The organism is Citrobacter sp. CK206 (assembly GCF_030333125.1).
In the GTDB taxonomy this organism is placed as follows: domain Bacteria; phylum Pseudomonadota; class Gammaproteobacteria; order Enterobacterales; family Enterobacteriaceae; genus Citrobacter_B; species Citrobacter_B koseri.
In genome coordinates this window covers 340,737-367,484 of record NZ_JAOWGM010000021.1, presented here as the reverse complement: position 1 = coordinate 367,484, position 26,748 = coordinate 340,737, and the positions used below count along the sequence as shown (strand labels likewise).

Genomic DNA, 26,748 nt, shown 5'->3' with positions numbered 1-26,748 from the left:
ATGGCAACATTCTCTTTAGGCAAGCACCCGCACGTTGAGTTGTGCGACCTGCTCAAACTGGAAGGCTGGAGCGAAAGCGGTGCCCAGGCGAAAATTGCCATTGCAGAAGGTTTAGTGAAGGTTGATGGCGCGGTTGAAACCCGCAAACGCTGCAAAATTGTTGCCGGACAAACCGTCAGCTTCGCAGGACAAAGCGTTAACGTCGTCGCCTGATTCAGAGTGCCGGATGGCGACGCTATCGCGTCTTATCCGGCCTACTGGTTATGCCTGTGTAGGCCGGATAAGGCGTTAGCCGCCATTCGGCAATGACGTTATTTACGGCGCCAGGTTGTCCCTTGCGGACCATCTTCCAGCACGATGCCCATCTCATTCAGACGGTCACGCGCCGCATCCGCCGCCGCCCAGTCTTTGGCTTTACGCGCATCCAGACGCTGTTGAATTAACGCTTCGATTTCAGCCACTTCGCCGTCATCCGCCTGCGCTCCGCTTTGCAGGAACGCTTCCGGCTCCTGCTCCAGCAGCCCCAGCACGCCGGAAATTTTACGCAGATGTGACGCCATCGCATTCGCGGCAGCCATATCCTCACTCTTCAGACGGTTCACCTCACGCGCCATATCAAACAGCACAGAGTAGGCTTCCGGGGTGTTGAAATCGTCGTTCATCGCCTCCACAAAACGCGCTTCAAACGCTTCGCCGCCCGCAGGCGCAACGGTTTTGTCCGTTCCGCGCAGCGCGGTGTACAGACGCTCCAGGGCGGAACGCGCCTGCTTGAGGTTCTCTTCGCTGTAGTTGAGCTGGCTACGATAGTGGCCGGACATCAGAAAGTAGCGAACGGTTTCCGCGTCGTAGTATTTCAGCACATCGCGCACGGTAAAGAAGTTGCCCAGTGATTTCGACATCTTCTCACGATCCACCATCACCATGCCGGAGTGCATCCAGTAGTTCACATATTCGCCGTCGTGCGCGCAGGTAGACTGGGCGATTTCGTTCTCATGGTGCGGGAACATCAGGTCGGAACCGCCGCCATGAATATCAAAATGGTTGCCCAGCTGTTTGCAGTTCATGGCGGAACATTCAATGTGCCAACCCGGACGACCCGCGCCCCACGGCGACGGCCAGCTCGGTTCGCCCTCTTTGGACATCTTCCACAGCACGAAGTCCATCGGGTTGTGTTTTACGTCAACGACGTCAACGCGGGCGCCCGCCTGTAGCTGTTCCAGATCCTGGCGCGACAGCTGACCGTAGTTCGGGTCGGTCGGCACGTCGAACATCACGTCGCCATTGTCCGCCACATAAGCGTGACCTTTGGCGATCAGCTGTTCGGTGATCTCAATAATTTCGGCGATATGGTGCGTTGCACGCGGCTCCAGATCCGGGCGCAGAATATTCAGCGCATCAAAATCTTTGTGCATCTCCGCAATCATACGATCGACCAGCGCGACAAAGCTTTCACCGTTTTCGTTCGCCCGTTTAATGATCTTGTCGTCGATATCGGTAATGTTACGCACGTACTTCAGCGTATAACCGAGGAAACGCAAATAGCGCGCAACGACATCGAAGGCGACAAACGTACGCCCATGACCGATATGACAGAGGTCGTAAACGGTAATACCACACACGTACATGCCGACTTCCCCGGCATGAATAGGTTTGAATTCCTCTTTTTGGCGCGTCAGTGTATTAAAGATTTTTAACATCGAAGATTCCGTATAGACGTGTGTGGGTAATAATATCCGTATGATACATATTATTCGTAATCGAAGCAGCACACTTTGCGAGGTGATCGCAGCGTGCGGTTATGCTATAACACCCCCCTATATGTGACCCTTACCGGGGTCGAAGCACCACTATATCGGAACAGGATGCAAAAATGGTTACTTTCCACACTAATCACGGCGATATCGTAATCAAAACGTTTGATGACAAAGCGCCTGAAACAGTTAAAAACTTCCTGGACTACTGCCGCGAAGGTTTTTACAACAACACCATTTTCCACCGTGTTATTAACGGTTTCATGATTCAGGGCGGCGGTTTTGAACCTGGCATGAAGCAGAAAGCGACCAAAGAAGCGATCAAAAACGAAGCCAACAACGGTCTGAAAAACACCCGTGGCACGCTGGCAATGGCGCGTACTCAGGCTCCACACTCCGCAACGGCGCAGTTCTTCATCAACGTGGCCGACAACGACTTCCTGAACTTCTCTGGCGAAAGCATGCAGGGTTGGGGCTACTGCGTATTCGCTGAAGTCGTGGAAGGCATGGACGTGGTTGATAAAATCAAAGGCGTATCAACAGGCCGCAGCGGTATGCATCAGGACGTACCAAAAGAAGACGTTATCATCGAAAACGTGACCGTCAGCGAGTAATCGTGGCGACACTGTTTATTGCAGATCTTCACCTCAGCACGGAAGAACCGGCGATCACCGCCGGTTTTCTGCGTTTTTTAGCCGGTGACGCGCGCCAGGCCGATGCGCTGTACATTCTTGGCGACCTTTTCGAAGCCTGGATAGGCGACGACGATCCCAACCCGTTGCACCGCGAAATGGCCGCAGCCATTAAAGCCGTTGTAGATTCCGGCGTTCCCTGCTTCTTTATTCACGGCAACCGTGATTTTTTGATCGGCAAACGCTTTGCCCGTGAAAGCGGAATGACGCTATTGCCGCAGGAAAAGGTGCTCGACCTCTATGGCCGTCGCGTATTGATTATGCACGGCGACACGCTCTGCACCGACGATGCCGGTTACCAGGCGTTTCGCGCCAAAGTTCACAAACCCTGGCTACAGACGCTGTTCCTCGCCCTGCCGCTGTTTATCCGCAATCGTATTGCCGCCAGAATGCGCGCAGGCAGCAAAGCCGCCAACAGCAGCAAGTCACTGGAGATCATGGACGTTAATCCACAGGCCGTGGTGGCCGAAATGGAAAAACACCATGTGCAATGGCTGATTCATGGTCATACTCATCGCCCGGACGTTCACGAACTGAGCGCTAACGGCAAACCCGCGTTCCGCGTTGTTTTAGGCGCCTGGCACAGCGAAGGGTCGATGGTAAAAGTCATGCCGGATGACGTTGAGCTTCTCCATTTCCCGTTTTAACCTCGCCCGTGAATTGACGACGTCATAAGGTACGCAACCGTTTTCCTTGGCGTATTTCCGTGCTATTCTCTGTGCCCTCAAAAGCCGAGAGTTGTGCACCACAGGAGTTTTAAGACGCATGTCTTCCCGCAATAATCCGGCGCGTGTCGCCATCGTGATGGGGTCCAAAAGCGACTGGGCTACCATGCAGTTTGCCGCCGAAATCTTCGATATCCTGAACGTTCCACACCACGTTGAAGTGGTTTCCGCACACCGCACCCCCGATAAGCTGTTCAGCTTTGCCGAAAGCGCCGAAGAGAAAGGTTATCAGGTGATTATTGCTGGTGCTGGCGGCGCGGCGCATCTGCCGGGAATGATTGCGGCAAAAACGCTGGTGCCGGTACTGGGCGTGCCGGTGCAAAGCGCTGCGCTGAGCGGCGTGGACAGCCTCTACTCTATCGTCCAGATGCCACGCGGCATTCCGGTCGGCACGCTGGCGATCGGCAAAGCGGGCGCGGCGAACGCGGCGTTACTGGCAGCGCAAATTCTGGCGACGCACGATAAAGACCTGCGCCAACGTCTGGCGGACTGGCGTAAAGCCCAGACCGATGAGGTGCTTGAGAATCCCGACCCACGAGGTGCGGCATGAAGCAGGTCTGCGTACTGGGTAACGGCCAGTTAGGACGGATGCTGCGTCAGGCGGGCGAACCGTTGGGTATCACCGTCTGGCCTGTCGGGCTGGACGCGGAACCTACCGCCGTCCCGGTTCAGCAAAGCGTGATCACAGCGGAAATCGAACGCTGGCCGGAAACCGCGCTGACCCGCGAACTGGCGCGCCACCCGGCTTTCGTCAACCGCGACGTTTTCCCGATTATTGCCGACCGCCTGACGCAAAAGCAGCTTTTTGACAAACTCTCGCTGGCGACGGCGCCCTGGCAGTTGCTGGCAAGCCGGGACGAGTGGCCCGCCGTATTTGCGCGTCTGGGCGAACTGGCTATCGTCAAACGGCGCGTTGGCGGTTACGACGGCCGTGGGCAGTGGCGTTTACGCGCGGATGAAACCGCTCAGTTCCCGGACGACGGTTACGGCGAGTGCATTGTTGAACAGGGCATTAACTTCTCTGGCGAAGTGTCGTTAGTCGGCGCACGCGCCCATGACGGCAGCACCGTGTTCTACCCGCTGACGCACAACCTGCACCAGGACGGGATTCTGCGCACCAGCGTAGCGTTCCCGCAGGCCAACGCGAAACAGCAGGAACAGGCGGAAGCCATGCTCTCCGCCATCATGCATGAACTGGGTTATGTCGGCGTCATGGCGATGGAGTGTTTTATCACGCCGGAAGGGTTGCTCATCAACGAACTGGCGCCGCGGGTACACAACAGCGGGCACTGGACGCAAAACGGCGCCAGCATCAGCCAGTTTGAGCTGCATCTGCGCGCGATTACCGGCCTGCCGTTACCGTCACCGGTCGTGGACAGCCCGTCCGTGATGGTGAACCTGATTGGCAGCGCTCTGAATTACGACTGGCTGAAACTGCCGCTGGTGCATCTGCACTGGTACGACAAAGAGGTTCGCGAGGGGCGTAAAGTGGGCCACCTGAACCTGACCGACAGCGATACCGATCGCTTAAGCGCAACGCTGGAAGCCTTAGTTCCCTTGCTGCCGCCGGAATACGCCAGCGGCATCATCTGGGCGCAAAGTAAGCTTAAGTAATACATAAAATGCCGGGAAAGGAATCTTATCCTTTTCCGGCTCCTCCTTCAGCGCGTAAAATCCCCGTCATTGCCGTTTGTTTTTTTTCAGGATTCCACAATGAACGATGGGACGGACTATCGCGCCATTCTGGCGGCCGATACGCCTTTAATCGACGTTCGCGCGCCGATAGAATTTACGCAGGGCGCCATGCCCACTGCGATTAACCTGCCCTTAATGAATAATGAAGAACGCGCGGCAGTCGGCACCTGTTACAAACGCCAGGGGCCGGAAGCGGCACTGGCGTTGGGCCATAAACTCGTTGCCGGCGACGAGCGTCAACGGCGGCTGGAGGCCTGGCGAAAAGCCTGTATTCAACATCCACGGGGTTATCTCTGCTGCGCGCGCGGCGGTCAGCGTTCGCATATCGTACAACAGTGGCTACATGAGTCCGGCGTGGATTATCCGCTGATCCAGGGCGGCTACAAAGCGCTCCGCCAGGCGGCCATGCACATCACCGACACGCTGGTACAAAAACCCATGATCTTAATTGGCGGCTGTACCGGCAGTGGAAAAACACAGCTGGTTCGACAGCAGCCGAACGGCGTGGATCTGGAAGGACTGGCGCATCATCGCGGTTCGTCATTCGGCCGCACGCTGAAGCCGCAGCTGAGTCAGGCCAGTTTTGAAAACCACCTCGCCGTGGAGATGTTGAAAACCGACGCCCGTCAGGAGTTACAGATGTGGGTGCTGGAAGACGAAGGCCGGATGATTGGCGCAAATCATCTGCCCGAATGTCTGCGCGAACGCATGGCGCAGGCACCCATTGCGGTTGTGGACGATCCGTTCGAGCTGCGTCTGGAGCGGCTGCGCGATGAGTATTTTATCCGCATGCATCGCGACTTCACCCATGCCTGCGGGGAAGAAGACGGCTGGCAGGCGTACAGCGACTATCTGCATCATGGGCTTTCCGCCATTCAGCGCCGCCTTGGTTTGCAGCGTTTTAAAGAGCTGACGGTAAAACTAGACGCTGCGCTGACCATGCAGCAGGCCAGCGGCAGTACCGACGGGCATCTGGCCTGGCTGGCGCCGCTCCTCAACGAATACTACGATCCGATGTATCGCTATCAACTGGAAAAGAAAGCCGCGAAAATCGTCTTTCGCGGCATATGGCAGGACGTTGCACAGTGGCTTCAAAACTAGCGATTGCGGGCATTCTGCCGGATGGCGGCTAACGCCTTATCCGGCCTACAAATATTATGCCCTAATGTCTGTCGCGTTTATCGGCGCGTTTCGCCAGCCAGTCGCCGAGCATCTGTACAACCTGCACCAGAATAATCAACGCGACCACGGTGACAATCATCACCTGGGTTTCGTAGCGGTAATAGCCGTAGCGAATCGCCAGGTCGCCGACCCCGCCGCCGCCGACAATCCCGGCCATCGCGGAATAGCCAATCAGGCTCACCAGCGTGATGGTCAGCCCGCGTAGCAGACCGGCGCTGGCCTCTGGCAGCAGTACGGTGCAGATAATGCGCATCGGGCTGGCGCCGAACGCTTCTGCCGCTTCGATAATCCCTTTATCCACCTCACGCAGCGCGCTATCGACCAGACGCGCATAGAACGCTATCGCCGCAACAGAGAGAGGGACGGAGGCGGCAATCGGCCCGATGGTATTGCCGAGCAAAAATTGCGTGAGCGGCAACAGCAGCACCAGCAAAATCACGAACGGCACCGAGCGGATAATGTTCACCAGAACCGAACTCACCAGATACACGAAGCGATTCTGCCAGAACAGATTCCGGTCGGTGACAAAGATAAGGAAGCCGAGCGGCAGCCCGCCGACAACCGCCAGCACCGTTGAAATGCTCAGCATTTGAAAGGTTTCATTGAACGCCAGCGTTAAATCCGGCAGTAAATCATCCACGAATCACCTCCACCTGCGCAGTACGTTGCCGAATATGCGCTACCGCGGTATCCACCGCTGACGGGTTGTGCGGCGCAGTCAGTTGCACCACTAAAATCCCCAGCGCGCGTTCGCCGATATATTCAATTTTGCCGTGCAGAATGTTCACCGCTACGCCGAACTTCACCGCCACATCAGACAACACCGGCTGCTCCGCCGAATCACCGATAAACAGAATTTTCAGTAACTGACCGGGCAGATGCTGGCGCAGACGTTCCGGTAACGTCAGATTGAGAGTGTGCGACACCAGCTGCTGTGTGAAGGCGTGCTGCGGATGAGCGAAAACATCAAACACGTCGCCCGACTCCACCACTTTGCCGCCGGACATCACCGCCACGCGATCGCAAATGGACTTGATCACATTCATCTCATGGGTGATCAGCACGATCGTGATCCCCAGCTGTTCGTTAATCTGTTTGAGTAGCGCCAGAATGGTCGCTGACGTTTCCAGATCCAGCGCGGAAGTCGGTTCGTCGCAGAGCAGTACATCTGGATGATTGGCGATCGCGCGGGCAATCCCCACTCGCTGCTTTTGACCGCCGCTAAGCTGTACCGGAAAGCGGTTCGCCTTATCCGCCAGCCCGACCAGCGCCAGAATTTCGGCGACGCGCGGGGCGATCTTGCTGCGCTCCCATCCGGCGGATTTCAGGCTGAAAGCGACGTTTTGCGCCACCGTGCGGGTATGCATCAGATTAAAGTGCTGGAAAATCATCCCAATACGCTGGCGGGCTTTACGCAGACTCGCACCTTCCAGCGCAGAGATCGCCACACCGTTCACTTTCACGCTTCCCTGACTCGGGCGCGTTAAGGCATTAAGGGTACGCAGCAGCGTACTTTTCCCCGCGCCGCTGGTGCCGACAATGCCAAAAATTTCGCCCGCCGCTATCCGCAGGCTGACGTCATCCACCGCGCGGGTCGATGCGCCACGGCCTGCCGTAAAATCCACGCAGACCTTTTCAATCTCAATCATGCTCACCTCAGAAATGCGAAAAGGGCAGTCGCCGCTGCCCCGTTAATTCCCTTGCGCAGCGATTATTTGTCTGCGGTCATCCATTCCGGCTTCTGGAAGGCGCTGTAAATATTCTTCGGATCGTCAATAACTGCACGGTAGACCGGAGATTTCACCGCATCGACAATATCTTTCGCGAACGGCTTGTCGGCATCTTCACTGCGTACAGCAATGATATTTTTCAGGTTTTCATCCAGTTGCTCTTGTTTTAGCGCGCTGGAAAGATCCAGCCCCGCCGCAACGGCGAAATTACCGTTAACCAGCGCGCCGGTCACGCCATCCAGCGTGCGCGGCAGTTGCGCCGCTTCCAGCGGTTTAAACACCAGCCCTTTCGGGTTGCTGGCGATATCACGCTCGGAGGCTTTCGTCGGGTCGATATTGTCTTTAATGGTGATAAGACCGATTGATTGCAGGAAACGCAGACCGCGCGCCAGATTGGTCGGGTCATTCGACAGGGTAATAATGTCCCCTTTCTTCAGCTCGTCCAGACTGTTGATTTTACGGGAATAGAACCCCATTCCGGCCGTCGGCACGACGATCAGCTTCGTCAGTTTCAGCCCTTTATCGGCGGTGAATTTTTCAAAATAGAGCGTGTGCTGGAACAGGTTAGCGTCAATGCTGCCGTTGGATAACGCCATGTTTGGCTGAACATAGTCGCTAAATTCGCGCACCACGACCTTGTAGCCTTTCTCTTTCAGCGTTGGCGCGATGGCCTGTTTGACCATATCGCCATACGGCCCCGGCGCGACGCCGAATACAATAGTCTGTGGATCGCTATTAGCATGAGCAAATTGCAGGCCGCAGGCCAGCAAAAGCGCCCCGGCGGCAACGCGTAAACTCTGACGCAGTCCCATAACTTCTCCCTTTTAAATGTTGTGATGCAGTGCAGTACGCCGTGCGATGCGACGTTGTTCATTTGAGCCTGAATACAAGGCTATTTGTTAACATGACACAGTTCACAACCTGTTGTCCTTGAAATTATTTCATGATGTTGCAGAGTATGTCGTTGAAAGGGGATGGGCAGAAATGAAAAAGCCGGATAGCGGCATAAATGCCTTATCCGGCCTGGACGCTCTATTATTGCGCTGCACTCGTAGGCCCGATTAGCGCAAGCGCCATCGGGCATTCGGTTTGGCAGGCGTCAATGATTAGAAGTCGTAACGCAGACGAACCAGGTTCATATCGCCCAGATCGTCGGTGCTGGAGGTGAATACGTGTTCGTAATCCACGCGGAAACCATAATCCAACTGGAAGCTAATACCGACGCCATTATCAATACGCTGGTAGTTACGGCCGTTCACATATTCAATACGGTCACCCATAAAGTACGGCTGAATAGATTTCACCGCATACTGGTTGATCGGGAATTTATAACCGGCAAAGTATTCAATACCCCATGCGTCGCCCGCAAAGTAGTCATGCGCGTCTACGCGTTTGGTGGTCATGAAGTTCTGATACCAGCCGCCGCCCAGCGCGAAGGTCCAGTTATCCGGCGTCCAGCTAAGCGCAGTACCAACGATATTTTGATCGTAGTCTTTACCGTCGCCACCGTTACCTGGGCGCATTTCCGCACGCGTATAGTTCCACGCCGTACCCCAGGTCAGATCGTCCGTGATGTGGTAATCCGCACCCAGAGAACCGCCGCCTTTACGCTTGTAGCGCAGGCCGTTGTTCGGGTTGTAATCATCGCTGAACAGATAAGACGCGTAGAGATCGACGTCGCCGACTGTTTTCTTATACTTCAGGGATTTACGGGTACGGTAAGAACCGTCGTAGTCGCCGTTGATACCGTTGCCTGGCGCCTGACCAATCATGTCATAGTCCCAGATATCGGTTTTCACGCCAACCACATCATAATAAACGCTGTTCTGTTGACCGAAAGTCAGCGTACCCCAGGTATCGCTTTTCAGACCGGTGTACAGCATACGGCGAGTGGTGTCGTTCGCGCCGTCTGCGTAGTGGTTATCCCAGTTGAACATCGCCGGGAAGTTAACGCCCAGCTCGTAGTAGCTGACCCAGCTAATGTCATCAAACAGATAGTAATCAGCCGCGAAACGGAAACGGGTGCCGCCATCGAAGCCATTACGTTTGTAACCATTTTTACCGTCGTCGCCAGCCATATTCTGGAACTGAGGACGAATACTGCCGCCAACGGTGAAGTTAAGACGGCTCAGCGGATTACCCGCCTGTGGATCTTGTTTCAGAACAGTGATTTCCGCCTGAGATGCGAAAGACGTTAATGCCACTGCCGCGCCGATCGATGCCGCCAGCGCTGTTTTTTTTATTGTCATTATATTTTCCTTGATAGATTTACCCGTCATTATTCGCACTGCCGGCAAAATACCGGCAACGTAAAAAACAACGGGCATAGCCCGCTAACTATTTAGCAATTAAATATTAACTGGTATTAATCCTGTCGTGTTGGCGGGTTTTTAATGTTTTGTGCTACTAAAAATCGAGGGGTTAACAATTCGTGCCACATAGGGAGTACACACCAGTATAAACACCGGTGCGTAATCATCACGTATATAAATTATATTATTAAAACTACACACCGGTATAAAAACCGGTGTGTGATCATCACATCTATAAATTAATTATTAAATTGGCGAAATAACGCTTTGCCTTTTAACAGACGCGCGCCGAGCCATCCGCCGCATAATGAAAGTAATAATGCGCCGCAGATGGGCAAAATAATCCACACGCGCCAGTCCGGTTCCCACGGAAAATCGAACACCTGACTTTGCAGCACCGCCAGCGCAGTTTCCGCGCCGATCGCCGCCACCAGCCCGGAGACCATACCCAGCATGGCAAATTCACACCAGAGCGTGGTGCGCAGCAGTTTTTTGCCCGCGCCTAAGGTGCGCCAGACCACCAGTTCCTGATGACGTTGACGCATTCCGACCTGAACCTGCGCCAGTAACAACAGCATGCCGCAGGCCGTGACCAGCACCACCATCACCTCCAGCGCCCGACTGACCTGCTCCAGCACCTGACCGACCTGTTTCAGGATCGCGCCGATATCCAGCAGGCTGATGGTCGGGAACTCGCGATTAAGCTGCGTCAGCATGCCGTTGCCATTTTCCCAACGGAAGCTGGTAAGCCAGCTCTGCGGCTGCCCGTCCAGCGCGCCGGAGGGGAAGATAAAGAAGAAGTTAGGGCGCAGACTTTCCCAGTCTACTTTGCGCAGGCTGCTGACCGTCGCGCTAAAGTCCTGGGTATCGCCCATAAAGGTCACGCGATCGCCGAGTTGTATATTCAGCCGCTTCGCCAGCCCTTCCTCTATCGAGACCTCTCCCGCTTTTGGCGGCCAGCTTCCGGCGGTAATCGGATTATGATCCGGGCGCGTATCCTGCCACGTCAGGTTCAGCTCACGGTTAAGCGCTTCGTCCTGATTTCCTTCGGTCGGCAGACCATTAATCTCCGTCAGTCGCGCCCGCACGATCGGGAAGAATGCCTCCGGGATCACCTGATGCTCAGACAGGAAGGCTTTCAGCGGCACCACCTGTTCAGAAGCGATATTGATGAGGAAATAGTTCGGACTTTCCGGCGGCAGTTGTTGTTGCCAGCGATCCAGCAGATCGCCGCGCAGCACCAGCAGAAGCGCCAGCAGCATAAAGGAGAGCGAAAAAGCCGAGAGCTGGCTTAACGTGGACCACGGCTGGCGCAGCAGTCGGCTTACGGCCAGGCGCAGAGGCAGCGATGTCAACGTCATACCACGCAGCACGTTCAACAGCATCCAGCCCAGCACACCGCAAAGTAGCGCCAGCACCACCGCGCCGGCCAGCACCGCCCACAGCAACATGCTGCCGCCCATCAACCCCGCGAGCAGTGCGACGACAACAACCGTGACCACCGGAAGATACACCTTCAGCGGCCAGACACGCGCAACCACATCACGCCGCAGCACACGCAACGGCTGCGTCGCCAGCAGCAAACGATACGGACGCAGTCCAACCAGCAAAGAAATGATGATCATCGTTCCCAGCGCCCACAGCCACGGCCAGAGGCTGGCTGGCGGCAGAATGGCGGGTAACACCGGTTTAAGCAGCACCATTAGCACGTTCTCGAACAGTAACCCAATGGCGCCTCCCGTCACGGCGGAAAGAGCCAGCAGCATCCCCCACTGCCCGACGATCAGCTTGCGCAGTTGCGCCCTGCCCGCCCCCAGCGTTTTGAGGATCGCAATCAGATCGTAGCGGCTGCGGCAGTAGTGGCTCATCGCCACCGCCACCGCCGCAACTGCTAACAGCAACGTTAACAGCGCCGACAGCAGCAGGAACTGCTGCGAGCGTTCAAGCGATTTGCCCAGCGCGCCTTCATCTTGTTCCAGCCCGTACCAGCGATGTTCAGGCTTAAGCTGCGGCAATAGCCACTTTTCATAGCCGTCCAGCTGCTGCGGCGTACCGCCAAACTTATAACGCCACGTCACGCGACTTCCCGGCTGTACTGCGCCCGTTTTTTCAACATCCGCAATGTGCATCATCAGGCGTGGAGCCATCTGGAAAGGGTTAAACCCGGAATCCGGCTCCTGTACCACCTCGCCAGCAATACGCAGCGTGGCGTCGCCGACGTCGATGCTGTCACCCGTTTTCAGGTTGAGGAGCGCCATCAGTCTTGGCGCCAGCAACACGGAACCCGGCTGCGGTTTTAACCCCGGCGGATTCGTTTGCAGCTCACCGTACATCGGATAAACGTCATCCACCGCTTTGACGCTGGCCAACTGCGGCGTATCGTCCGCGAAGGTCATGGTGGCGAAGGTCATCTGTTCGCCCACTTTCAGACCGCGTTTGCGCGCCTCATCGATCCACGCCAGCGGCACTTCGCGCGAACTGCGCAGCGCCCGGTCTCCGGCCATAAAATCACGGCTTTGCTGACTTAAACCCTTTTCCATGCGGTCGCTGATATTGCCCAGCGCCAGCACGCAGGCCACCGCCAGACTCAGCGCCAGCCAGACAATCAGTAAGGAAGGTGAGCGCCATTCGCGCCAGAACCAGCGTGCAATCATGCCTCCTCCTGCAACTGCCCATCCACCAGGCGTAATCGCCGGTCGCAACGCGCCGCCAGCTGCGGGTCGTGCGTCACCAGAATCAGGGTGGTGCCATGTTCGCGATTAAGCGAAAACAGCAGATCGGCGATTTTATCCCCGGTCTGCCGGTCAAGGTTTCCCGTCGGTTCATCGGCAAACAGCACGTCTGGCCGCCCGTTGAACGCTCTCGCCAGCGCCACACGCTGCTGCTCGCCGCCGGAAAGCTGAGCCGGAAGATGATCAAGACGTTTCCCCAGGCCTAACTGTTCCAGCAACGCTTTCGCGCCATCGCGGCTTTTCCCGCTGTTCTCCCCCCGCAGCAAGGCGGGCAGTTCAACGTTTTCCAGGGCATTCAGCGTAGGAATCAACATAAAAGACTGGAAAACAAAGCCGACATGCTGCGCGCGCAGCTGCGCCCGCGCCTCTTCATCCATCGTGTGCAGAGACTGCCCGACCAGATTCACCTCGCCGCTGCTGCCATCATCCAGCCCGGCCAGAATCGCCAGCAGCGTCGATTTTCCCGATCCTGACTCGCCGATCAGCGCAATAGTCTCGGCGCGTTTGACAACCAGTTCAACTCCGGTAAGGATGGAAAGCTCATGCTCACCCTGACCGACGGACTTCTTAAGACGATGAACTTCAACAATGTTTTCCGCTGGCATTTGCCCTTCCTGTTTCTGGTCCTGTTAACGTTCCGCGCCGCCGCAGCGGACACGTTATTAATTCTGGGTGACAGCCTGAGCGCCGGATACCGCATGTCCGCCAACGCGGCCTGGCCTGCGCTGCTTAACGACAAATGGCAGGATAAAACGCCGGTCATCAATGCCAGCATTAGCGGCGACACCTCGCAGCAAGGCCTGGCGCGTCTGCCTGCGCTGCTGAAGCAGCATCAGCCCCGCTGGGTTCTGGTCGAGCTTGGCGGCAATGACGGCCTGCGCGGTTTTCAACCTCAGCAAACCGAGCAAACCCTGCGTAAAATCCTGCTGGATGTGAAGGCCGCAAACGCCGAGCCGTTGCTCATGCAAATTCGTCTGCCCGCAAACTATGGTCGCCGTTATAATGAAACCTTTAGCGCCATCTACCCACGGCTTGCTAAAGAGTTTGATATTCCGCTTCTGCCCTTTTTTATGGAAGAGGTTTATCTGAAACCACAATGGATGCAGGACGACGGTATTCATCCTAATCGCGACGCCCAGCCGTTTATTGCTGACTGGATGGCGCAACAACTAACCCCATTAGTTAACCACGACTCGTAAATCAACGGAGATCCTGACAGGTAAAGTTATGCAAAAATCGGTCTTAATTACAGGATGTTCCAGCGGAATCGGTCTGGAAAGCGCTCTTGAACTGAAACGTCAGGGTTTTCAAATTCTGGCAGGTTGCCGTAAACCCGATGACGTCACGCGGATGAACAGCATGGGATTCACCGGCGTGCTGATCGACCTCGACTCGCCGGAAAGCGTGGATCGCGCCGCAGACGACGTGATCGCCCTGACCGATAATCGTTTATATGGGATCTTTAACAATGCCGGATACGGCGTGTATGGCCCGCTTACCACTATCAGCCGCACGCAGATGGAGCAGCAGTTTTCCGCCAATTTCTTTGGCGCGCACCAGCTCACTATGCGCCTGCTCCCCGCTATGCTGCCGTACGGCGAAGGGCGCATTGTGATGACCTCATCCGTGATGGGGCTGATCTCCACGCCAGGGCGCGGCGCCTATGCCGCCAGCAAATATGCGCTGGAAGCCTGGTCTGATGCGCTGCGCATGGAGCTGCGCCACACGGGTATTAAGGTCAGCCTGATCGAACCCGGCCCGATTCGTACCCGGTTTACCGATAACGTCAGCCAGACCCAGAGCGACAAACCGGTAGAAAATCCGGGGATTGCCGCGCGTTTTACGCTCGGGCCAGAAGCCGTTGTCGCTAAAGTCCGCCATGCTTTTGAGAGCGACAAACCGAAATTACGCTACCCGGTTACGATGGTGACGTGGGCGATCACGCTGCTGAAGCGCGTGCTGCCGGGACGCGCGATGGACAAAATTTTGCAGGGTTGAGTTGAAGCGCGCGCGTCAGCCCCCATGTAAAAGAGAACCAGACATAAAGAGAGTGACTCCATGTCCGTACAAAATATTGTCAATATTAACGAATCTAACCTGCAACAGACCCTCGAACAGTCGATGACCACCCCGGTTCTGTTCTATTTTTGGTCTGAACGCAGCCAGCATTGTCTGCAACTGACGCCAGTGCTGGAAAGCCTTGCCGCACAGTACAACGGCCAGTTTATCCTCGCGAAGCTCGACTGCGACGCCGAGCAGATGATCGCCTCCCAGTTTGGCTTGCGCGCTATTCCTACCGTGTATCTGTTCCAGAACGGTCAGCCGGTCGACGGCTTCCAGGGGCCGCAGCCGGAAGAAGCGATTCGCGCGCTGCTCGACAAAGTGCTGCCGCGTGAAGAAGAGTTGAAAGCGCAGCAGGCGATGCAACTGATGCAGGAAGGCAACTACATTGAAGCGCTGCCGCTGCTGAAAGACGCCTGGCAGCTCTCTCATCAGAACGGCGAGATCGGCCTGCTGCTGGTGGAAACCCAGATTGCCCTCAACCGTACGGAAGACGCCGAAGCCGTGCTGAAAACCATTCCGTTACAGGATCAGGACACCCGCTATCAGGGTCTGGTCGCGCAGATTGATTTACTGAAACAGGCGGCCGACACCCCGGAAATCCAGCAACTGCAACAGCAGGTTGCGGACAATCCAGAAGATGCAGCGCTGGCGGCGCAACTGGCGCTGCAACTGCATCAGGTCGGGCGTAACGAAGAGGCGCTGGAGTTATTGTTCAGCCATTTGAAGAAAGATCTCGCCGCCGCAGACGGTCAGGCACGGAAAACGTTCCAGGAGATCCTCGCCGCGTTAGGCACCGGCGATGCGCTGGCGTCGAAATTCCGCCGTCAGCTGTACGCGCTGTTGTACTAATCCGCTGCATTTTGCCCGATGGCGCTACGCTTATCGGGCCTACAAACGCTAAAAATACCGATCCCCCTGGCATCACATCTTCTTTAAATGCGTCACCACCAGTTGGTGGCGCGAATTATAGAATTTCCGGTAGGTTAAATAGCAGGCGATAATGGTCGACAGGCTTGCTGTGGATAGCAGCATAAAAGTCACCATTATCTGATACTTAATCGCTTTTACCGGATCGATACCGGCAAAAATCAACCCGGACATCATCCCCGGTAAGCTCACCAGCCCAACCGTTTTTGCCGAATCAATGGTCGGGATCAGCGACGCGCGAATACTGTCGCGAATAAGCCCCGCAGACGCCGTTTTCGGCGTTGCGCCCAGACTGAGCTTCTCCTGAATTTGCTGCTGCTCGCTGCTGAATCGCTGGCCCAGATTGTTGTAGCACAGCCCTACCGCCACCATCGCGTTACCCGCAATCATGCCGGAAATCGGGATCACCTGCATCGGCGTAAACTCGATAGATCCTGACAATACCAGTACCGCCAGCGTCAGCCCCGCTCCGGTCGTAATCGCAATAAACGACGAGGTAAACGCTTTATCAATATATTTACTGCGTTTTTGCGCGTTATACGCCGCGTTAAAACAGATAAACAGCACCATCAATAATGTCAGGATGGCGTGATTGACGCCAAAAATGTATTTCAGAACATAGCCGACGATAACAAGCTGGATTACCGCACGGGCAACGCTCCAGAGAATATCTTTTTCCAGCGCCAGTTTCTCTTTGTGGCTAATCAGAATAGCCACAACCACCAGCATCATCGATAACGCCAGCGACTCATTCGTTATATTATGCTCGTTCATAGGTAGCTTCCTGCATTTCTCCGGCATGAGGCTGAAGCGTAATCACATTATCCGCATGATTAATTTCATCTTTATCGTGTGTTACCCACAGCACGGCAATATTTTTATCGCGAACATAGCGATGAATAATGTCATTCACATTCTCTTTATTACGCTCATCCAGCGCACTGGTGATCTCATCCAGCAGCAGAACCTGCGGCAGAAACTGTAAATTACGGATCAATGAGATACGTTGTTTTTCCCCGCCGGAAAGCGCCGTAATGTTTTTCTGTAAAATGGTTTCCGGTAGCTCAAACTGCGCCAGATCGGCAAGAAAAGCCTTCGGTTCCGGCGTTTTGTTGCGGATCTGCCAGGGAAAAATCAGGTTGTCATACACCGTATCGCCAAACAGCACTGGCGTCTGGGCGCAATAAGAGACCTGCTGGCGGTAAGTTTCGGGCTTAAGCGTGGCAATCTCTTCGCCTTCAAACAGGATATCCCCCGTATCCGGGCTGATTAATGACGCCACAATCTTTAGCAATGTGCTTTTACCGCACCCGGATGGGCCGGTAATCAGTTTAAATTCCCCGGCATTCAGCATGAAACTGATGTTATTGAGAATTTTCGTGGCGCCAGCCTGGTATCCCACCTTTCTTAGCTGGAGCAAAGGGCTGCTCTCTTTCATCTCACATCCATTTTTCACATCTTTAAAGTAAACAGTGTATCCCTGTAATTTATAAGAGGGGAACTCACTTTGATTAATCGGGTATAATTTGATTAAACAGACCGCAAAGACCGTTTTTTTACATGGACAGCACGACAGGAGGTTTATCAATGCTTATTTTTATCCCTATTCTCATTTTCGTGGCGTTGGTGATAGTCGGCGCAGGCGTCAAAATTGTCCCACAGGGATACCAGTGGACCGTGGAGCGTTTTGGCCGTTACACCAAAACCCTGCAACCAGGCCTGAGCCTGGTGGTGCCGTTTATGGACAGAATTGGTCGCAAGATCAACATGATGGAACAGGTACTCGATATCCCGTCGCAGGAGGTTATCTCAAAAGATAACGCCAACGTCACCATTGACGCAGTGTGCTTTATTCAGGTTATCGACGCTCCGCGCGCGGCCTATGAAGTCAGCAATCTTGAGCTGGCCATTATCAACCTCACCATGACCAACATCCGTACCGTACTGGGGTCAATGGAGCTGGATGAAATGCTTTCCCAGCGCGACAGCATCAACACGCGCCTGCTGCACATTGTCGATGAGGCCACCAATCCCTGGGGCGTCAAGGTTACGCGTATTGAGATCCGCGATGTTCGTCCACCGGCGGAATTGATTTCATCCATGAACGCCCAGATGAAAGCAGAACGTACCAAACGCGCCTACATTCTGGAGGCGGAAGGGGTGCGCCAGGCTGAAATTCTGAAAGCTGAGGGTGAAAAACAGTCGCAGATCCTGAAAGCGGAAGGCGAACGCCAGTCTGCCTTCTTACAGGCTGAAGCGCGTGAACGTTCCGCCGAAGCGGAAGCCCGCGCCACCCAGATGGTCTCTGAAGCGATCGCCGCCGGGGATATTCAGGCGGTGAACTACTTCGTGGCGCAGAAATACACCGAAGCGTTGCAGCAGATTGGTTCGTCGGGCAACAGTAAGGTTGTCATGATGCCGCTGGACGCCAGCAGTCTGATGGGCTCCATTGCCGGGATCACCGAACTTATCAAGGACAGCACCAGCGAACGGAACAAATCATGATAGCGATGATTCTGGTTCACCCGCATATTTTCTGGCTGAGTCTTGGTGGGCTACTGCTGGCCGCCGAGATGCTGGGAGGGAACGGCTACCTGCTGTGGAGCGGTGTCGCCGCCGTGATTACTGGCCTGGTGGTCTGGCTGGTGCCACTCGGCTGGGAGTGGCAAGGCGTTATGTTCGCCGTATTGACGCTGCTGGCGGCCTGGCTGTGGTGGAAGTGGCTGGCACGGCGCGTGCGTGAGCAAAAACCGGCTGACAGTCACCTCAATCAACGCGGGAAACAGCTGGTAGGCCACCGCTTTATTCTGGAAACCGCGCTGGTCAACGGACGCGGCCACATGCGCGTCGGCGACAGCTCCTGGCCCGTCAGCGCCGACGCGGATCTGAGCGCCGGAACGCAGGTGGAGGTGATTGCCATCGAAGGGATAACGTTGCGCATTAAGGCCGTGTGATCAACGGCGGGCTTTACCTTTGTGATGACAGCAGCCGGAAAGATTATCAATGATCGGGCAATCGGCGCTGTCATTACCCGGGCATGACTCCGCCAGGGTCAGTAATTGCGTGCGCATAGCCTGCAATTCGCTGATGTGGCGTTCAATCTCAGCGACCTTTTCCAGCGTACGTTTTTTCACATCTGCGCTATGGCGCCCCGGATCGTTAAACAAATTCACCAGTTCACCGCACTCTTCCAGGTTAAAACCGACCTGACGCGCCTGACGCAACAGCGTTAACTCGTTTAAATGCTGCTGGCTGTAAGTGCGGTATCCGTTTTCACTGCGCAGCGGCGGCGTCACCAGCCCTTTCTCTTCATAAAATCGAATAGCCTTGCTGGTTAAGCCTGTTTTTTTCGCAACATCGCTAATATTCACATCTCCCCCCCCGCAGAGCATGTTGATGCCGAAGCTCATTATAACCCACATCGCCCCCATGCTATCACGGGGTGGAATGCCCCTGGCGCCTGTGCAATAAATCCTTAGCAATCCTACTGTTATGTGCGATCTCGCTCACACTTATGGTTGTCTTGCTTGCAACATATTGATACAGATCAAAGGTGCATTAATTATACACCTTTCAACCTTGAACTTGTGGATACATCTTCTATATAAACGCGAATGATAATGATGATCATTTACATACTCATAAAGGTTCTCACATGTTGCCACGGATTAGCCAACGGCCATTTATTCTTTCGGCCCTGACATTATGCGTTTCAGGTGCTGTTTCAGCAGCCACGACAACTACAGCACAACATCATAAAGTATCGGATGACGACACGTTAATCGTCACCGCTAACCGCTCAGAAAGTAGCCTTTGGGAAAGCCCGGCCACGATTCAGGTTATCGACCGCCAGGCCATACAGAATTCCACCAGCGTGTCGATTGCGGACGATCTACAGGACATCCCCGGCGTTGAGGTTACTGATAACTCTCTGGCAGGACGCAAACAGATCCGCATTCGCGGCGAAGCCTCTTCACGCGTATTAATTTTGATTGACGGCCAGGTCGTCAGCTATCAGCGCGCCGGGCAAAACTACGGCGCCGGCTTGCTCATTGATGAATCGTCGCTTGAGCGTATTGAAATCGTTAAAGGCCCCTACTCGGTGCTCTATGGCTCGCAGGCCATTGGCGGCGTGGTGAACTTTATTACGAAAAAAGGCGGCGATAAGCCGCTCGGCGGAAGCGTCAAAGCCGTTTACAACTCCGCGACCGCAGGCTGGGAGGAGTCGGCCGCCGCCTGGGGCAGCATCGGCAACTTTGACTACCGCATTAACGGCAGTTATTCCGATCAGGGCAACCGCGACACGCCTGACGGCAGATTGCCCAACACCAATTTCCGCAACAACAGCCAGGGCGTCTGGCTTGGCTACAATCTCGATCGCCATAAATTTGGACTATCACTCGATCGCTACAAAACGTCTACCCAAACCTGGATTAGCGATGCGGATAACCAGTATGACGAATTCAGCGTCCGTATTCCGAAACTGGAACGCGAAAAGGTCGGCGTTTTCTATGACTATGATGCCGATGGCGATTACCTGAAAAAAATCCACCTCGACGCTTACAGCCAGACCATTGAGCGTAAATTTGAGAATCGGGTAAAAACCACCCAGGTCATCCCAAGCCCGATGATTCAGGCGCTGACAGTCAGCAATCAGACCAACACCAATGATAAACAGTACACGCAGGGTGTGACGTTACAGAGCAACTTCTCACTGCCAGCGAACAACGAGCTGGTTATCGGGACGCAGTATCAGCACGACAAAGTGAAGCAGGACACCAATAGCAGCACGCGTCAGACAGCGGCAACCGGCATCTTCGATATCCAGACCAATACCCTGTCACATATTGAGGCTGAACAAGGTAACGCCTCAATATTTGCGCAAAATGACTGGCGTTTTGCCGATGACTGGACCTGGACCGTCGGCGCACGTCAGTACTGGCTCTCTTCTAAACTGAACCGTAGCGACAGTCTGAGCGGCACAACCTGGCAGTCATCCGGTGGAAAGTCAGCGCATGACGATGAGTTAGTCACCTCAACCAGCCTGCGTTACTCCGGTTTTGATAATCTTGAGCTACGCGCAGCCTATGCTCAGGGATATGTCTTCCCGACGCTGGTTCAGTTGTTTATGCAAACGTCTGCGGGCGGCAGAATCACCTATGGCAATCCTGACCTGAAGGCTGAGCACTCCAATAACTATGAACTGGGTGCGCGTTACAAAGGCAATATGTGGCTGATTGACGGGGCGATTTACTACTCCGAAGCCAAAGACTATATCGCCAGTCTCGCCTGTTCAGGGCAAGCGATTTGTAATGGCAGCAGCACCTCATCCTACTACTACGACAACATCGACCGCGCCAAAACCTGGGGGATGGAGCTGACGGCGGAATACAACGCCTGGGCCGTATCGCCTTATCTGAGCGGCAACCTGATTCGTCGTCAGTATGAAGGCGACGTGCAGAAAACCTGGGATACCGGCGAACCGATGCTGACAGGCCGCGCAGGTCTGAAACACACGCTGCTGCTCAATGCCGCGAATATCACTTCCGATCTCTTCATCCGTGCGGCATCCAGCGCCAAAGACAACACGGGAGAGACTGAAATTCGCTATCCGGGCTGGGCGACGCTTAACCTCGCCTTTAATACTGAGTTTGGTTCGCAGGATCAGTATCAGGTCAATCTGGCGCTGAACAACCTGACCGATAAACGTTACCAGACCGCTCATGAATCCATTCCAGCGGCAGGCTTTAACGCGGCGATTGGTTTTGCGTGGAATTTCTGACGATGAAGAGACTTGTCATTGGCTTGCTGGCGCTGGTTAGCGCCTTCAGCGTGCAGGCGGCCGAACGACTGGTGGTGGCGGGCGGTTCTCTCAGCGAGCTTATTTTTGCGATGGGCATCGGCGATCGCGTTGTCGGGGTGGATGAAACCACCTCTTATCCCCCCGAAACCGCTGCACTGCCGCATATTGGCTACTGGAAGCAACTGAACAGTGAAGGCATTTTATCGCTGCGCCCGGACAGCTTTATTACCTGGCAGGACGCGGGCCCGCATATTGTGCTGGAGCAGTTGCGCACCCAAAAAGTCAACGTTGTCACCCTGCCGCGCGTTCCGGCCACCGTTGACCAGATGTATGCCAATATTCATGCCCTGGCGAACACACTCCAGGTTCCTGAGCAGGGCGACGCGCTGGTTAACCACATTCGCCAGCGGCTGGATCGTGTGCAGGACAGCGTGAAGGCGAAAGGCGCGCCGGTTAAGGCGATGTTTATTCTTTCTGCGGGGGGCAGCACCCCGCAGATCGCCGGTAAGGGCAGCGTCGCTGACGCGATTCTGACCCTCGCAGGCGCGCAGAATGTCGCCCAGCATGCGCAATATAAAAGTTACAGCGCGGAATCGCTGATTGCGGCAAACCCGCAGGTGATTGTTGTGACATCACAGATGGTCGAGGGCGACATCAATCGCCTGCGCGCCATTGCCGGTATCACCCATACCTCCGCCTGGAAAAATCAGCGGATCGTCGCCATTGATCAGGCGTTGATTCTGGGGATGGGTCCCCGCGTCGCTGACGCCGTTGAAACTCTGCACCAGCAACTCTGGCCTCATTAAATGGATTTGGCATTACAATTATGAATACTCAACACACGCTGGATCTCACTCCACATTTCGCGCTGGAGGGGAACCAGCCCTTTAAGGATCGTCGGGCCACGATGCCGTGGCGTGGTGCGATTCCTGTTGCAAAAGAGCAATTGTCGCAAACCTGGCAGAACGTCATCAGCCAGACCGTTCCACCGCGCAAAAGACTGGTGTATTTACATATCCCTTTTTGCGCAACCCACTGTACTTTCTGCGGTTTTTATCAGAACCGCTTTGAAGAGGATCACTGCGCACGCTATACCGACGCCCTGCTACGTGAAATAGAGATGGAAGCCGACAGCACGCTGCACCAGTCAGCGCCCATTCATGCGGTGTATTTCGGCGGTGGAACGCCGTCTGCGCTGTCGGCCAGGGATCTGGCCAGGATCATCACCACGCTGCGTGAAAAACTGCCGCTGGCGCCGGATTGCGAAATCACTATCGAAGGTCGGGTGCTCAACTTTGATGATGCCCGCGTTGATGCCTGTCTTGATGCGGGCGCCAATCGGTTTTCTATCGGCATTCAGTCTTTCAACAGCAAGATCCGCAAGAAAATGGCGCGCACCTCGGACGGCCCAACCGCCATCGCCTTTATGAACGGCCTGGTGCGGCGGGATCGCGCCGCCGTGGTGTGCGATCTGCTGTTCGGCCTGCCCGGTCAGGATGCCACCCTGTGGGGCGAAGATCTGGCGATAGCCCGCGATATCGGGCTGGATGGGATCGATCTGTATGCGCTGAATTTGCTTCCCAATACGCCGCTCGGTAAAGCGGTTGAAAGTGGCCGGACGAGCGTTCCTTCCCCCTCAGCGCGTCGCGACCTCTACCTTCAGGGCTGCGATTTTATGGAGAGCGCGGGCTGGCGCTGCATCAGCAACAGCCACTGGGCGCGTACCACCCGAGAACGCAACCTGTACAACCTGCTGATCAAGCAAGGCGCTGACTGCCTCGCCTTCGGCTCCGGCGCAGGCGGTTCAGTCAACGGCTACTCCTGGATGGTGGAGAGAAACCTTTCCACCTGGCATGAAACTATCGCCGCCGGGAAAAAGCCGTTAATGATGATGATGCGTACCGCCGAACGCGGCTTTCAGTGGCGCCATACGTTACAGGCGGGGATTGAAACGGCGCGCGTACCGCTTGATGAGCTGACGCCTCACGCGGAGCAACTGATTCCATTACTGACCCAATGGCACAACGCGGGGCTGACCCGCGATGCGTCAACCTGCCTGCGTCTGACCAACGAAGGACGCTTCTGGGCAAGCAATATTTTGCAGTCTCTTGACGAGCTGATTCAGGAACTTAACGCACCGCGCATCGCGGTAGATAAACCATAAAAGGAGTAACTTATGAGCCATGTCTCTTTACAGGATTTTTTGCGCACTGAGCCGGACGGAACGCTGGAAGCGATCGCCGCACAGTACAACACCACGCTTTTAGACGTAGTCAAAAACCTGCCCTCTCATACCCTGGTCAGCGGCGATAAATTCGATACCGTCTGGGACACCGTCAGCGAATGGGGCAAAGTCACAACCCTGGTGCACACCGCCGATGTCATTCTCGAATTTACCGGTGAACTGCCCTCCGGCTTCCATCGTCACGGTTATTTCAATCTGCGCGGTAAAAAAGGCATGACCGGCCATATCAAAGCGGAAAACTGCACGCACATCGCCTTAGTGGAACGCAAGTTTATGGGCATGGACACTGCGTCTATTCTGTTCCTCAACCAGGCGGGCAGCGCCATGTTTAAAGTCTTCCTCGGTCGCGACGAGCATCGCCAGCTACTGGGCGAACAGGTTGACGCCTTCCGCACCCTGGCCTCCTCTCTGAAGGAAAACGCCTGATGACGCCGTGGTTACTTTTCGGTGCCGGCGGTACAGGCGTGGGTGCCAGAACGCTTGAACTCGCGCTGGCGCAACAGCGCCCGGTCGTTGCCGTGATTCGTCACCCGGAGACCGCGGCCCTTTTGCAAAGCAAAGGCGTTCAGGTATTTATTGGCGATGCCTGCGACGCAAGCGTCGTGTCCTGCGCCTGCCATGCCGCAGGGCCGGAGGCGCTTGTCATTTCATCAATGGGGGGAAACCAGGATTATCTGGCGCACAGAACCGTTATTGATGAAGCGGAAAAAGTGGGCATCAAACGCATGATTCTGGTGACGTCGCTGGGATGCGGCGACAGTTGGGCATTTTTATCCCCTCGCGCGAAAGCCGCATTCGGCCAGGCCGTGCGGGAAAAAACGCTGGCGGAAAGTTGGCTGCAAACCAGTCAGCTGGATTATGCCATCCTGCGGCCTGGCGGTTTACTGAATGGCGATGCGACAGGTAAAGCGCAGCGCTACCAGGGACAGGAGTGCCACGGGTTTGTGATGCGTGCGGATGTCGCCGCCCATATTCATGAACTGGCCTGCGCGCCTGCGCTTAACAATCAGATCTACAGTCTGGTTGAGCCTGAACTAAAGCCGGTGTGATCCCCTCGCGGCGCGGACATCCGCGCCGCAATGACGTTATGGAGATTCGAGTGTTCAAGGATTCACTCTCTTCCCTCAGTGTATTGACGGGGCTTTCACTCTTGCTGATCGCACTGGTGCTGTTCGGCGCCAGCCAGGGGGCGCTGAACATCAGCTTCAGCGCGCTGTTTAACCAAGAGTACCGGGATATCTGGCTGAACATCCGTTTGCCCCGCGTTCTGTTGGCCGTGCTGGTTGGCGGCGCGCTGGCGACGGCGGGCGTGATCATGCAGGGACTTTTTCGCAACCCGATGGCCGATCCGGGGTTGCTCGGCGTCAGCAGCGGCTCTGCGTTAATGGTCGGCGTCGCGATCGTTTTCCCTCTTTCGTTGCCCGTCGTTCTGGCGCTCTATGAACAGATGATCTTTGCCGTCGCCGGCAGCGTGGTGGTCTGCGCGGTTATTTTTCTGATCAGCCTGCGCCACGCTCACGGCGGCATGATGCAACTGCTGCTGGCCGGGATTGCGATTAACGCGCTGTGCGGGGCGGCTATCGGCATACTGAGCTATGTTGGCGACGAACAGCAATTACGTCAGTTGACGCTATGGATGATGGGCAGCCTCGGTCAGGCGCAGTGGCCGACGCTACTGGTGGCCAGTTCGTTCGCACTGCCCGCCATCGCCGCCACCGCCTGTCTTTCCGGGACGCTGAACCTGCTGCAATTAGGGGATGAAGAGGCGCACTATCTGGGGGTAAACGTAAAGCGTAAACGTCAGCAGCTGTTGTTGCTCAGCTCCCTGCTGGTGGGCGCTGCCGTTTCGGTAAGCGGCGTGATTGGCTTTATCGGTCTGGTGGTTCCCCATCTAATTCGCATGATTATCGGCGCAGACCATCGCTGGCTCATTCCCTGCTCTACACTTGCAGGGGCATGTTTGCTTTTGATTGCCGACACGCTGGCACGCACGCTGGTACAGCCTGCGGAGATGCCGGTCGGCCTTCTGACCAGCCTGATTGGCGGCCCCTGGTTCCTGTGGCTCATTCTGAACAGCCGGAGGGTGGTATGATTGATGCCCAAAATCTGGTTTACAGCATTCATGGACGTCGTTTAACGGACAATGTTTCGCTGACTCTGCCTGGTGGTGAAATCGTCGCTATTTTAGGGCCGAATGGCGCCGGGAAATCCACGCTGCTGCGCCAGCTTACCGGGTATCTGAAGCCCGACTCTGGTCGCTGTACGCTTCTGGGCAAGCCGCTGACCGAATGGCCGCTGACGGAACTGGCGAAGACCCGCGCGGTGATGCGCCAGAACAGCCACATGGCGTTCCCGTTCAGCGTTCGGGAAGTCATTCGCATGGGCAGGCATCCTCATCGGACGCATAATCCACGCGATGAAACCGAGCACATCATGGCGTTGTGCGATTGCAGCCAGCTGGCCTCGCGTGATTACCGGCAGTTGTCGGGCGGCGAACAGCAGCGGGTACAGCTGGCGCGCCTGCTGGTTCAGCTCTGGGAACCCGAGCCCTCGCCCAAATGGCTGTTTCTGGATGAACCCACCTCCGCGCTGGATATTCACCACCAGCAGCATCTTTTCCGTCTGCTGCGCCAACTGGTGCGTGAACGACAGTTCAACGTCTGCTGCGTGCTGCACGATCTCAATCTTGCCGCACGCTATGCCGACCGGGTGGTGCTGATGGCAAACGGCCGCCTTATTGATAACGGCAGACCGCAGGAGGTGCTGAAACAACAGGCGCTGAAAACGCTTTACGGCGCGGATATCACGGTTTTAAACGATCCATCAAATCTCTCACCGCTGATCGTCCTCGATCGGTAAAACTTGCGGAGCATCGAATGCTGATGCTCCA

General features: G+C 55.6%; 28 protein-coding genes. 18 read left to right on the top strand and 10 right to left on the bottom strand.

What is annotated here, in order from left to right:
* Window positions 1–213, top strand: a complete 213-nt coding sequence (gene ybcJ / locus OGX81_RS04795; RefSeq protein ID WP_047458327.1) for a ribosome-associated protein YbcJ — start codon at window positions 1–3, stop codon at window positions 211–213.
* Between the two features lie 98 nt (window positions 214–311).
* On the opposite strand, the gene cysS is transcribed toward ybcJ, so the two are convergent.
* A complete protein-coding gene (gene cysS, locus OGX81_RS04790) occupies window positions 312–1,697 on the bottom strand; it encodes a cysteine--tRNA ligase (protein ID WP_049011837.1) in 1,386 nt (461 codons plus the stop codon).
* 173 nt (window positions 1,698–1,870) lie between these two features.
* On the opposite strand from cysS, the gene ppiB reads away from it, so the two are divergent.
* From ppiB to mnmH, 5 genes are all read left to right on the top strand, one after another.
* A complete protein-coding gene (gene ppiB, locus OGX81_RS04785; RefSeq protein ID WP_003021875.1) occupies window positions 1,871–2,365 on the top strand; it encodes a peptidylprolyl isomerase B in 495 nt (164 codons plus the stop codon).
* A gap of 2 nt (window positions 2,366–2,367) precedes the next feature.
* Window positions 2,368–3,090, top strand: coding sequence for a UDP-2,3-diacylglucosamine diphosphatase (lpxH, locus tag OGX81_RS04780; protein WP_104868973.1), 723 nt, complete (start codon window positions 2,368–2,370; stop codon window positions 3,088–3,090).
* A 118-nt stretch (window positions 3,091–3,208) separates the two neighbouring features.
* Entirely contained in the window at window positions 3,209–3,718 is a 510-nt protein-coding gene (gene purE, locus OGX81_RS04775; protein ID WP_049011469.1) for a 5-(carboxyamino)imidazole ribonucleotide mutase, read from the top strand.
* The gene (gene purK / locus OGX81_RS04770) at window positions 3,715–4,782 is read left to right on the top strand and encodes a 5-(carboxyamino)imidazole ribonucleotide synthase (protein ID WP_012133462.1); all 1,068 of its coding nucleotides are present in this window, start codon (window positions 3,715–3,717) and stop codon (window positions 4,780–4,782) included. Before purE ends, purK begins: the two co-directional genes overlap by 4 nt.
* Window positions 4,783–4,881: 99 nt before the next feature.
* The gene (gene mnmH / locus OGX81_RS04765) at window positions 4,882–5,964 is read left to right on the top strand and encodes a tRNA 2-selenouridine(34) synthase MnmH (protein WP_047458336.1); all 1,083 of its coding nucleotides are present in this window, start codon (window positions 4,882–4,884) and stop codon (window positions 5,962–5,964) included.
* 61 nt (window positions 5,965–6,025) lie between these two features.
* On the opposite strand, the gene OGX81_RS04760 is transcribed toward mnmH, so the two are convergent.
* The 6 genes from OGX81_RS04760 to ybbA form a co-directional block, all read right to left on the bottom strand.
* The gene (locus tag OGX81_RS04760; RefSeq protein WP_012133464.1) at window positions 6,026–6,685 is read right to left on the bottom strand and encodes a methionine ABC transporter permease; all 660 of its coding nucleotides are present in this window, start codon (window positions 6,683–6,685) and stop codon (window positions 6,026–6,028) included.
* The gene (gene sfbB, locus OGX81_RS04755; protein WP_047458338.1) at window positions 6,678–7,694 is read right to left on the bottom strand and encodes a virulence-associated ABC transporter ATP-binding protein SfbB; all 1,017 of its coding nucleotides are present in this window, start codon (window positions 7,692–7,694) and stop codon (window positions 6,678–6,680) included. The genes OGX81_RS04760 and sfbB overlap by 8 nt, the downstream gene beginning before the upstream one ends.
* 62 nt (window positions 7,695–7,756) lie before the next feature.
* Window positions 7,757–8,587, bottom strand: a complete 831-nt coding sequence (locus OGX81_RS04750; RefSeq protein ID WP_047458342.1) for a MetQ/NlpA family ABC transporter substrate-binding protein — start codon at window positions 8,585–8,587, stop codon at window positions 7,757–7,759.
* Window positions 8,588–8,881: 294 nt separating this feature from the next.
* On the bottom strand, window positions 8,882–10,024 hold the full coding sequence (locus tag OGX81_RS04745; protein ID WP_024130578.1) for a porin: 1,143 nt from the start codon (window positions 10,022–10,024) through the stop codon (window positions 8,882–8,884).
* 302 nt (window positions 10,025–10,326) lie between these two features.
* Window positions 10,327–12,741, bottom strand: coding sequence for a putative ABC transporter permease subunit YbbP (ybbP, locus tag OGX81_RS04740; protein WP_047458347.1), 2,415 nt, complete (start codon window positions 12,739–12,741; stop codon window positions 10,327–10,329).
* Complete coding sequence (gene ybbA, locus OGX81_RS04735) at window positions 12,738–13,424, bottom strand: putative ABC transporter ATP-binding protein YbbA (protein ID WP_012133471.1); 687 nt, start codon at window positions 13,422–13,424, stop codon at window positions 12,738–12,740. Before ybbA ends, ybbP begins: the two co-directional genes overlap by 4 nt.
* On the opposite strand from ybbA, the gene tesA reads away from it, so the two are divergent.
* The 3 genes from tesA to OGX81_RS04720 are packed head-to-tail and all read left to right on the top strand — an operon-like array spanning window position 13,395 to window position 15,732.
* Window positions 13,395–14,018, top strand: a complete 624-nt coding sequence (gene tesA / locus OGX81_RS04730) for a multifunctional acyl-CoA thioesterase I/protease I/lysophospholipase L1 (RefSeq protein ID WP_047463735.1) — start codon at window positions 13,395–13,397, stop codon at window positions 14,016–14,018. The genes ybbA and tesA overlap by 30 nt on opposite strands.
* Before the next feature lie 28 nt (window positions 14,019–14,046).
* Entirely contained in the window at window positions 14,047–14,817 is a 771-nt protein-coding gene (locus OGX81_RS04725; RefSeq protein ID WP_047458350.1) for an SDR family oxidoreductase, read from the top strand.
* 60 nt (window positions 14,818–14,877) lie between these two features.
* Window positions 14,878–15,732 (top strand): co-chaperone YbbN, encoded by an 855-nt coding sequence (locus OGX81_RS04720; protein ID WP_102987557.1) that lies wholly within the window; start codon window positions 14,878–14,880, stop codon window positions 15,730–15,732.
* Between the two features lie 72 nt (window positions 15,733–15,804).
* On the opposite strand, the gene fetB is transcribed toward OGX81_RS04720, so the two are convergent.
* The gene (gene fetB / locus OGX81_RS04715) at window positions 15,805–16,584 is read right to left on the bottom strand and encodes an iron efflux ABC transporter permease subunit FetB (protein ID WP_047458353.1); all 780 of its coding nucleotides are present in this window, start codon (window positions 16,582–16,584) and stop codon (window positions 15,805–15,807) included.
* Entirely contained in the window at window positions 16,571–17,248 is a 678-nt protein-coding gene (gene fetA / locus OGX81_RS04710; protein WP_047458355.1) for an iron efflux ABC transporter ATP-binding subunit FetA, read from the bottom strand. The genes fetB and fetA overlap by 14 nt, the downstream gene beginning before the upstream one ends.
* A gap of 149 nt (window positions 17,249–17,397) precedes the next feature.
* On the opposite strand from fetA, the gene OGX81_RS04705 reads away from it, so the two are divergent.
* Both OGX81_RS04705 and OGX81_RS04700 read left to right on the top strand, forming a co-directional pair.
* Complete coding sequence (locus tag OGX81_RS04705) at window positions 17,398–18,315, top strand: SPFH domain-containing protein (RefSeq protein ID WP_012133477.1); 918 nt, start codon at window positions 17,398–17,400, stop codon at window positions 18,313–18,315.
* A complete protein-coding gene (locus tag OGX81_RS04700) occupies window positions 18,312–18,764 on the top strand; it encodes an NfeD family protein (protein WP_047458358.1) in 453 nt (150 codons plus the stop codon). The genes OGX81_RS04705 and OGX81_RS04700 overlap by 4 nt, the downstream gene beginning before the upstream one ends.
* Here the strand turns inward: OGX81_RS04700 and cueR are convergent, their stop codons facing one another.
* Entirely contained in the window at window positions 18,765–19,181 is a 417-nt protein-coding gene (gene cueR, locus OGX81_RS04695) for a Cu(I)-responsive transcriptional regulator (protein ID WP_104869161.1), read from the bottom strand. It lies immediately after the preceding gene.
* A gap of 284 nt (window positions 19,182–19,465) precedes the next feature.
* Here cueR and OGX81_RS04690 point away from each other — a divergent pair, with 284 nt between their 5' ends.
* Genes OGX81_RS04690 through OGX81_RS04660 form a run of 7 tightly spaced genes read left to right on the top strand, consistent with a single transcriptional unit; the run spans window position 19,466 to window position 26,717 of the window.
* Complete coding sequence (locus OGX81_RS04690) at window positions 19,466–21,592, top strand: TonB-dependent receptor (protein WP_104868974.1); 2,127 nt, start codon at window positions 19,466–19,468, stop codon at window positions 21,590–21,592.
* A 2-nt stretch (window positions 21,593–21,594) separates the two neighbouring features.
* Window positions 21,595–22,419, top strand: a complete 825-nt coding sequence (locus OGX81_RS04685) for a heme/hemin ABC transporter substrate-binding protein (protein WP_104868975.1) — start codon at window positions 21,595–21,597, stop codon at window positions 22,417–22,419.
* Between the two features lie 20 nt (window positions 22,420–22,439).
* Window positions 22,440–23,777 carry a heme anaerobic degradation radical SAM methyltransferase ChuW/HutW gene (gene hutW, locus OGX81_RS04680; RefSeq protein ID WP_104868976.1) on the top strand — a complete coding sequence of 446 codons (1,338 nt, stop codon included), beginning with the start codon at window positions 22,440–22,442 and terminating at the stop codon, window positions 23,775–23,777.
* Between the two features lie 12 nt (window positions 23,778–23,789).
* Window positions 23,790–24,284, top strand: a complete 495-nt coding sequence (gene hutX, locus OGX81_RS04675) for a heme utilization cystosolic carrier protein HutX (protein ID WP_012133483.1) — start codon at window positions 23,790–23,792, stop codon at window positions 24,282–24,284.
* Window positions 24,284–24,907, top strand: a complete 624-nt coding sequence (gene chuY / locus OGX81_RS04670; protein ID WP_012133484.1) for an anaerobilin reductase — start codon at window positions 24,284–24,286, stop codon at window positions 24,905–24,907. Before hutX ends, chuY begins: the two co-directional genes overlap by 1 nt.
* A 50-nt stretch (window positions 24,908–24,957) precedes the next feature.
* Window positions 24,958–25,950, top strand: a complete 993-nt coding sequence (locus OGX81_RS04665) for a FecCD family ABC transporter permease (protein ID WP_104868977.1) — start codon at window positions 24,958–24,960, stop codon at window positions 25,948–25,950.
* Window positions 25,947–26,717 carry a heme ABC transporter ATP-binding protein gene (locus OGX81_RS04660; RefSeq protein ID WP_012133486.1) on the top strand — a complete coding sequence of 257 codons (771 nt, stop codon included), beginning with the start codon at window positions 25,947–25,949 and terminating at the stop codon, window positions 26,715–26,717. Before OGX81_RS04665 ends, OGX81_RS04660 begins: the two co-directional genes overlap by 4 nt.
* Window positions 26,718–26,748 lie beyond the last annotated feature (31 nt).

Excerpts from the sequence above, each read along its gene's own strand:
- ybcJ (WP_047458327.1), top strand. The coding sequence starts at position 1 with ATGGCAACATTCTCTTTAGGCAAGCACCCGCACGTTGAGTTGTGCGAC.
- sfbB (WP_047458338.1), bottom strand. The coding sequence starts at position 7,694 with ATGATTGAGATTGAAAAGGTCTGCGTGGATTTTACGGCAGGCCGTGGC.
- OGX81_RS04720 (WP_102987557.1), top strand. The coding sequence starts at position 14,878 with ATGTCCGTACAAAATATTGTCAATATTAACGAATCTAACCTGCAACAG.
- OGX81_RS04660 (WP_012133486.1), top strand. The coding sequence starts at position 25,947 with ATGATTGATGCCCAAAATCTGGTTTACAGCATTCATGGACGTCGTTTA.
- OGX81_RS04750 (WP_047458342.1), bottom strand. The coding sequence starts at position 8,587 with ATGGGACTGCGTCAGAGTTTACGCGTTGCCGCCGGGGCGCTTTTGCTG.
- purK (WP_012133462.1), top strand. The coding sequence starts at position 3,715 with ATGAAGCAGGTCTGCGTACTGGGTAACGGCCAGTTAGGACGGATGCTG.
- hutX (WP_012133483.1), top strand. The coding sequence starts at position 23,790 with ATGAGCCATGTCTCTTTACAGGATTTTTTGCGCACTGAGCCGGACGGA.
- fetA (WP_047458355.1), bottom strand. The coding sequence starts at position 17,248 with ATGAAAGAGAGCAGCCCTTTGCTCCAGCTAAGAAAGGTGGGATACCAG.
- OGX81_RS04685 (WP_104868975.1), top strand. The coding sequence starts at position 21,595 with ATGAAGAGACTTGTCATTGGCTTGCTGGCGCTGGTTAGCGCCTTCAGC.
- OGX81_RS04690 (WP_104868974.1), top strand. The coding sequence starts at position 19,466 with ATGTTGCCACGGATTAGCCAACGGCCATTTATTCTTTCGGCCCTGACA.
- hutW (WP_104868976.1), top strand. The coding sequence starts at position 22,440 with ATGAATACTCAACACACGCTGGATCTCACTCCACATTTCGCGCTGGAG.
- tesA (WP_047463735.1), top strand. The coding sequence starts at position 13,395 with ATGAACTTCAACAATGTTTTCCGCTGGCATTTGCCCTTCCTGTTTCTG.
- ppiB (WP_003021875.1), top strand. The coding sequence starts at position 1,871 with ATGGTTACTTTCCACACTAATCACGGCGATATCGTAATCAAAACGTTT.
- cysS (WP_049011837.1), bottom strand. The coding sequence starts at position 1,697 with ATGTTAAAAATCTTTAATACACTGACGCGCCAAAAAGAGGAATTCAAA.
- OGX81_RS04725 (WP_047458350.1), top strand. The coding sequence starts at position 14,047 with ATGCAAAAATCGGTCTTAATTACAGGATGTTCCAGCGGAATCGGTCTG.
- OGX81_RS04705 (WP_012133477.1), top strand. The coding sequence starts at position 17,398 with ATGCTTATTTTTATCCCTATTCTCATTTTCGTGGCGTTGGTGATAGTC.
- ybbA (WP_012133471.1), bottom strand. The coding sequence starts at position 13,424 with ATGCCAGCGGAAAACATTGTTGAAGTTCATCGTCTTAAGAAGTCCGTC.
- mnmH (WP_047458336.1), top strand. The coding sequence starts at position 4,882 with ATGAACGATGGGACGGACTATCGCGCCATTCTGGCGGCCGATACGCCT.
- fetB (WP_047458353.1), bottom strand. The coding sequence starts at position 16,584 with ATGAACGAGCATAATATAACGAATGAGTCGCTGGCGTTATCGATGATG.
- chuY (WP_012133484.1), top strand. The coding sequence starts at position 24,284 with ATGACGCCGTGGTTACTTTTCGGTGCCGGCGGTACAGGCGTGGGTGCC.
- purE (WP_049011469.1), top strand. The coding sequence starts at position 3,209 with ATGTCTTCCCGCAATAATCCGGCGCGTGTCGCCATCGTGATGGGGTCC.
- OGX81_RS04700 (WP_047458358.1), top strand. The coding sequence starts at position 18,312 with ATGATAGCGATGATTCTGGTTCACCCGCATATTTTCTGGCTGAGTCTT.
- ybbP (WP_047458347.1), bottom strand. The coding sequence starts at position 12,741 with ATGATTGCACGCTGGTTCTGGCGCGAATGGCGCTCACCTTCCTTACTG.
- OGX81_RS04745 (WP_024130578.1), bottom strand. The coding sequence starts at position 10,024 with ATGACAATAAAAAAAACAGCGCTGGCGGCATCGATCGGCGCGGCAGTG.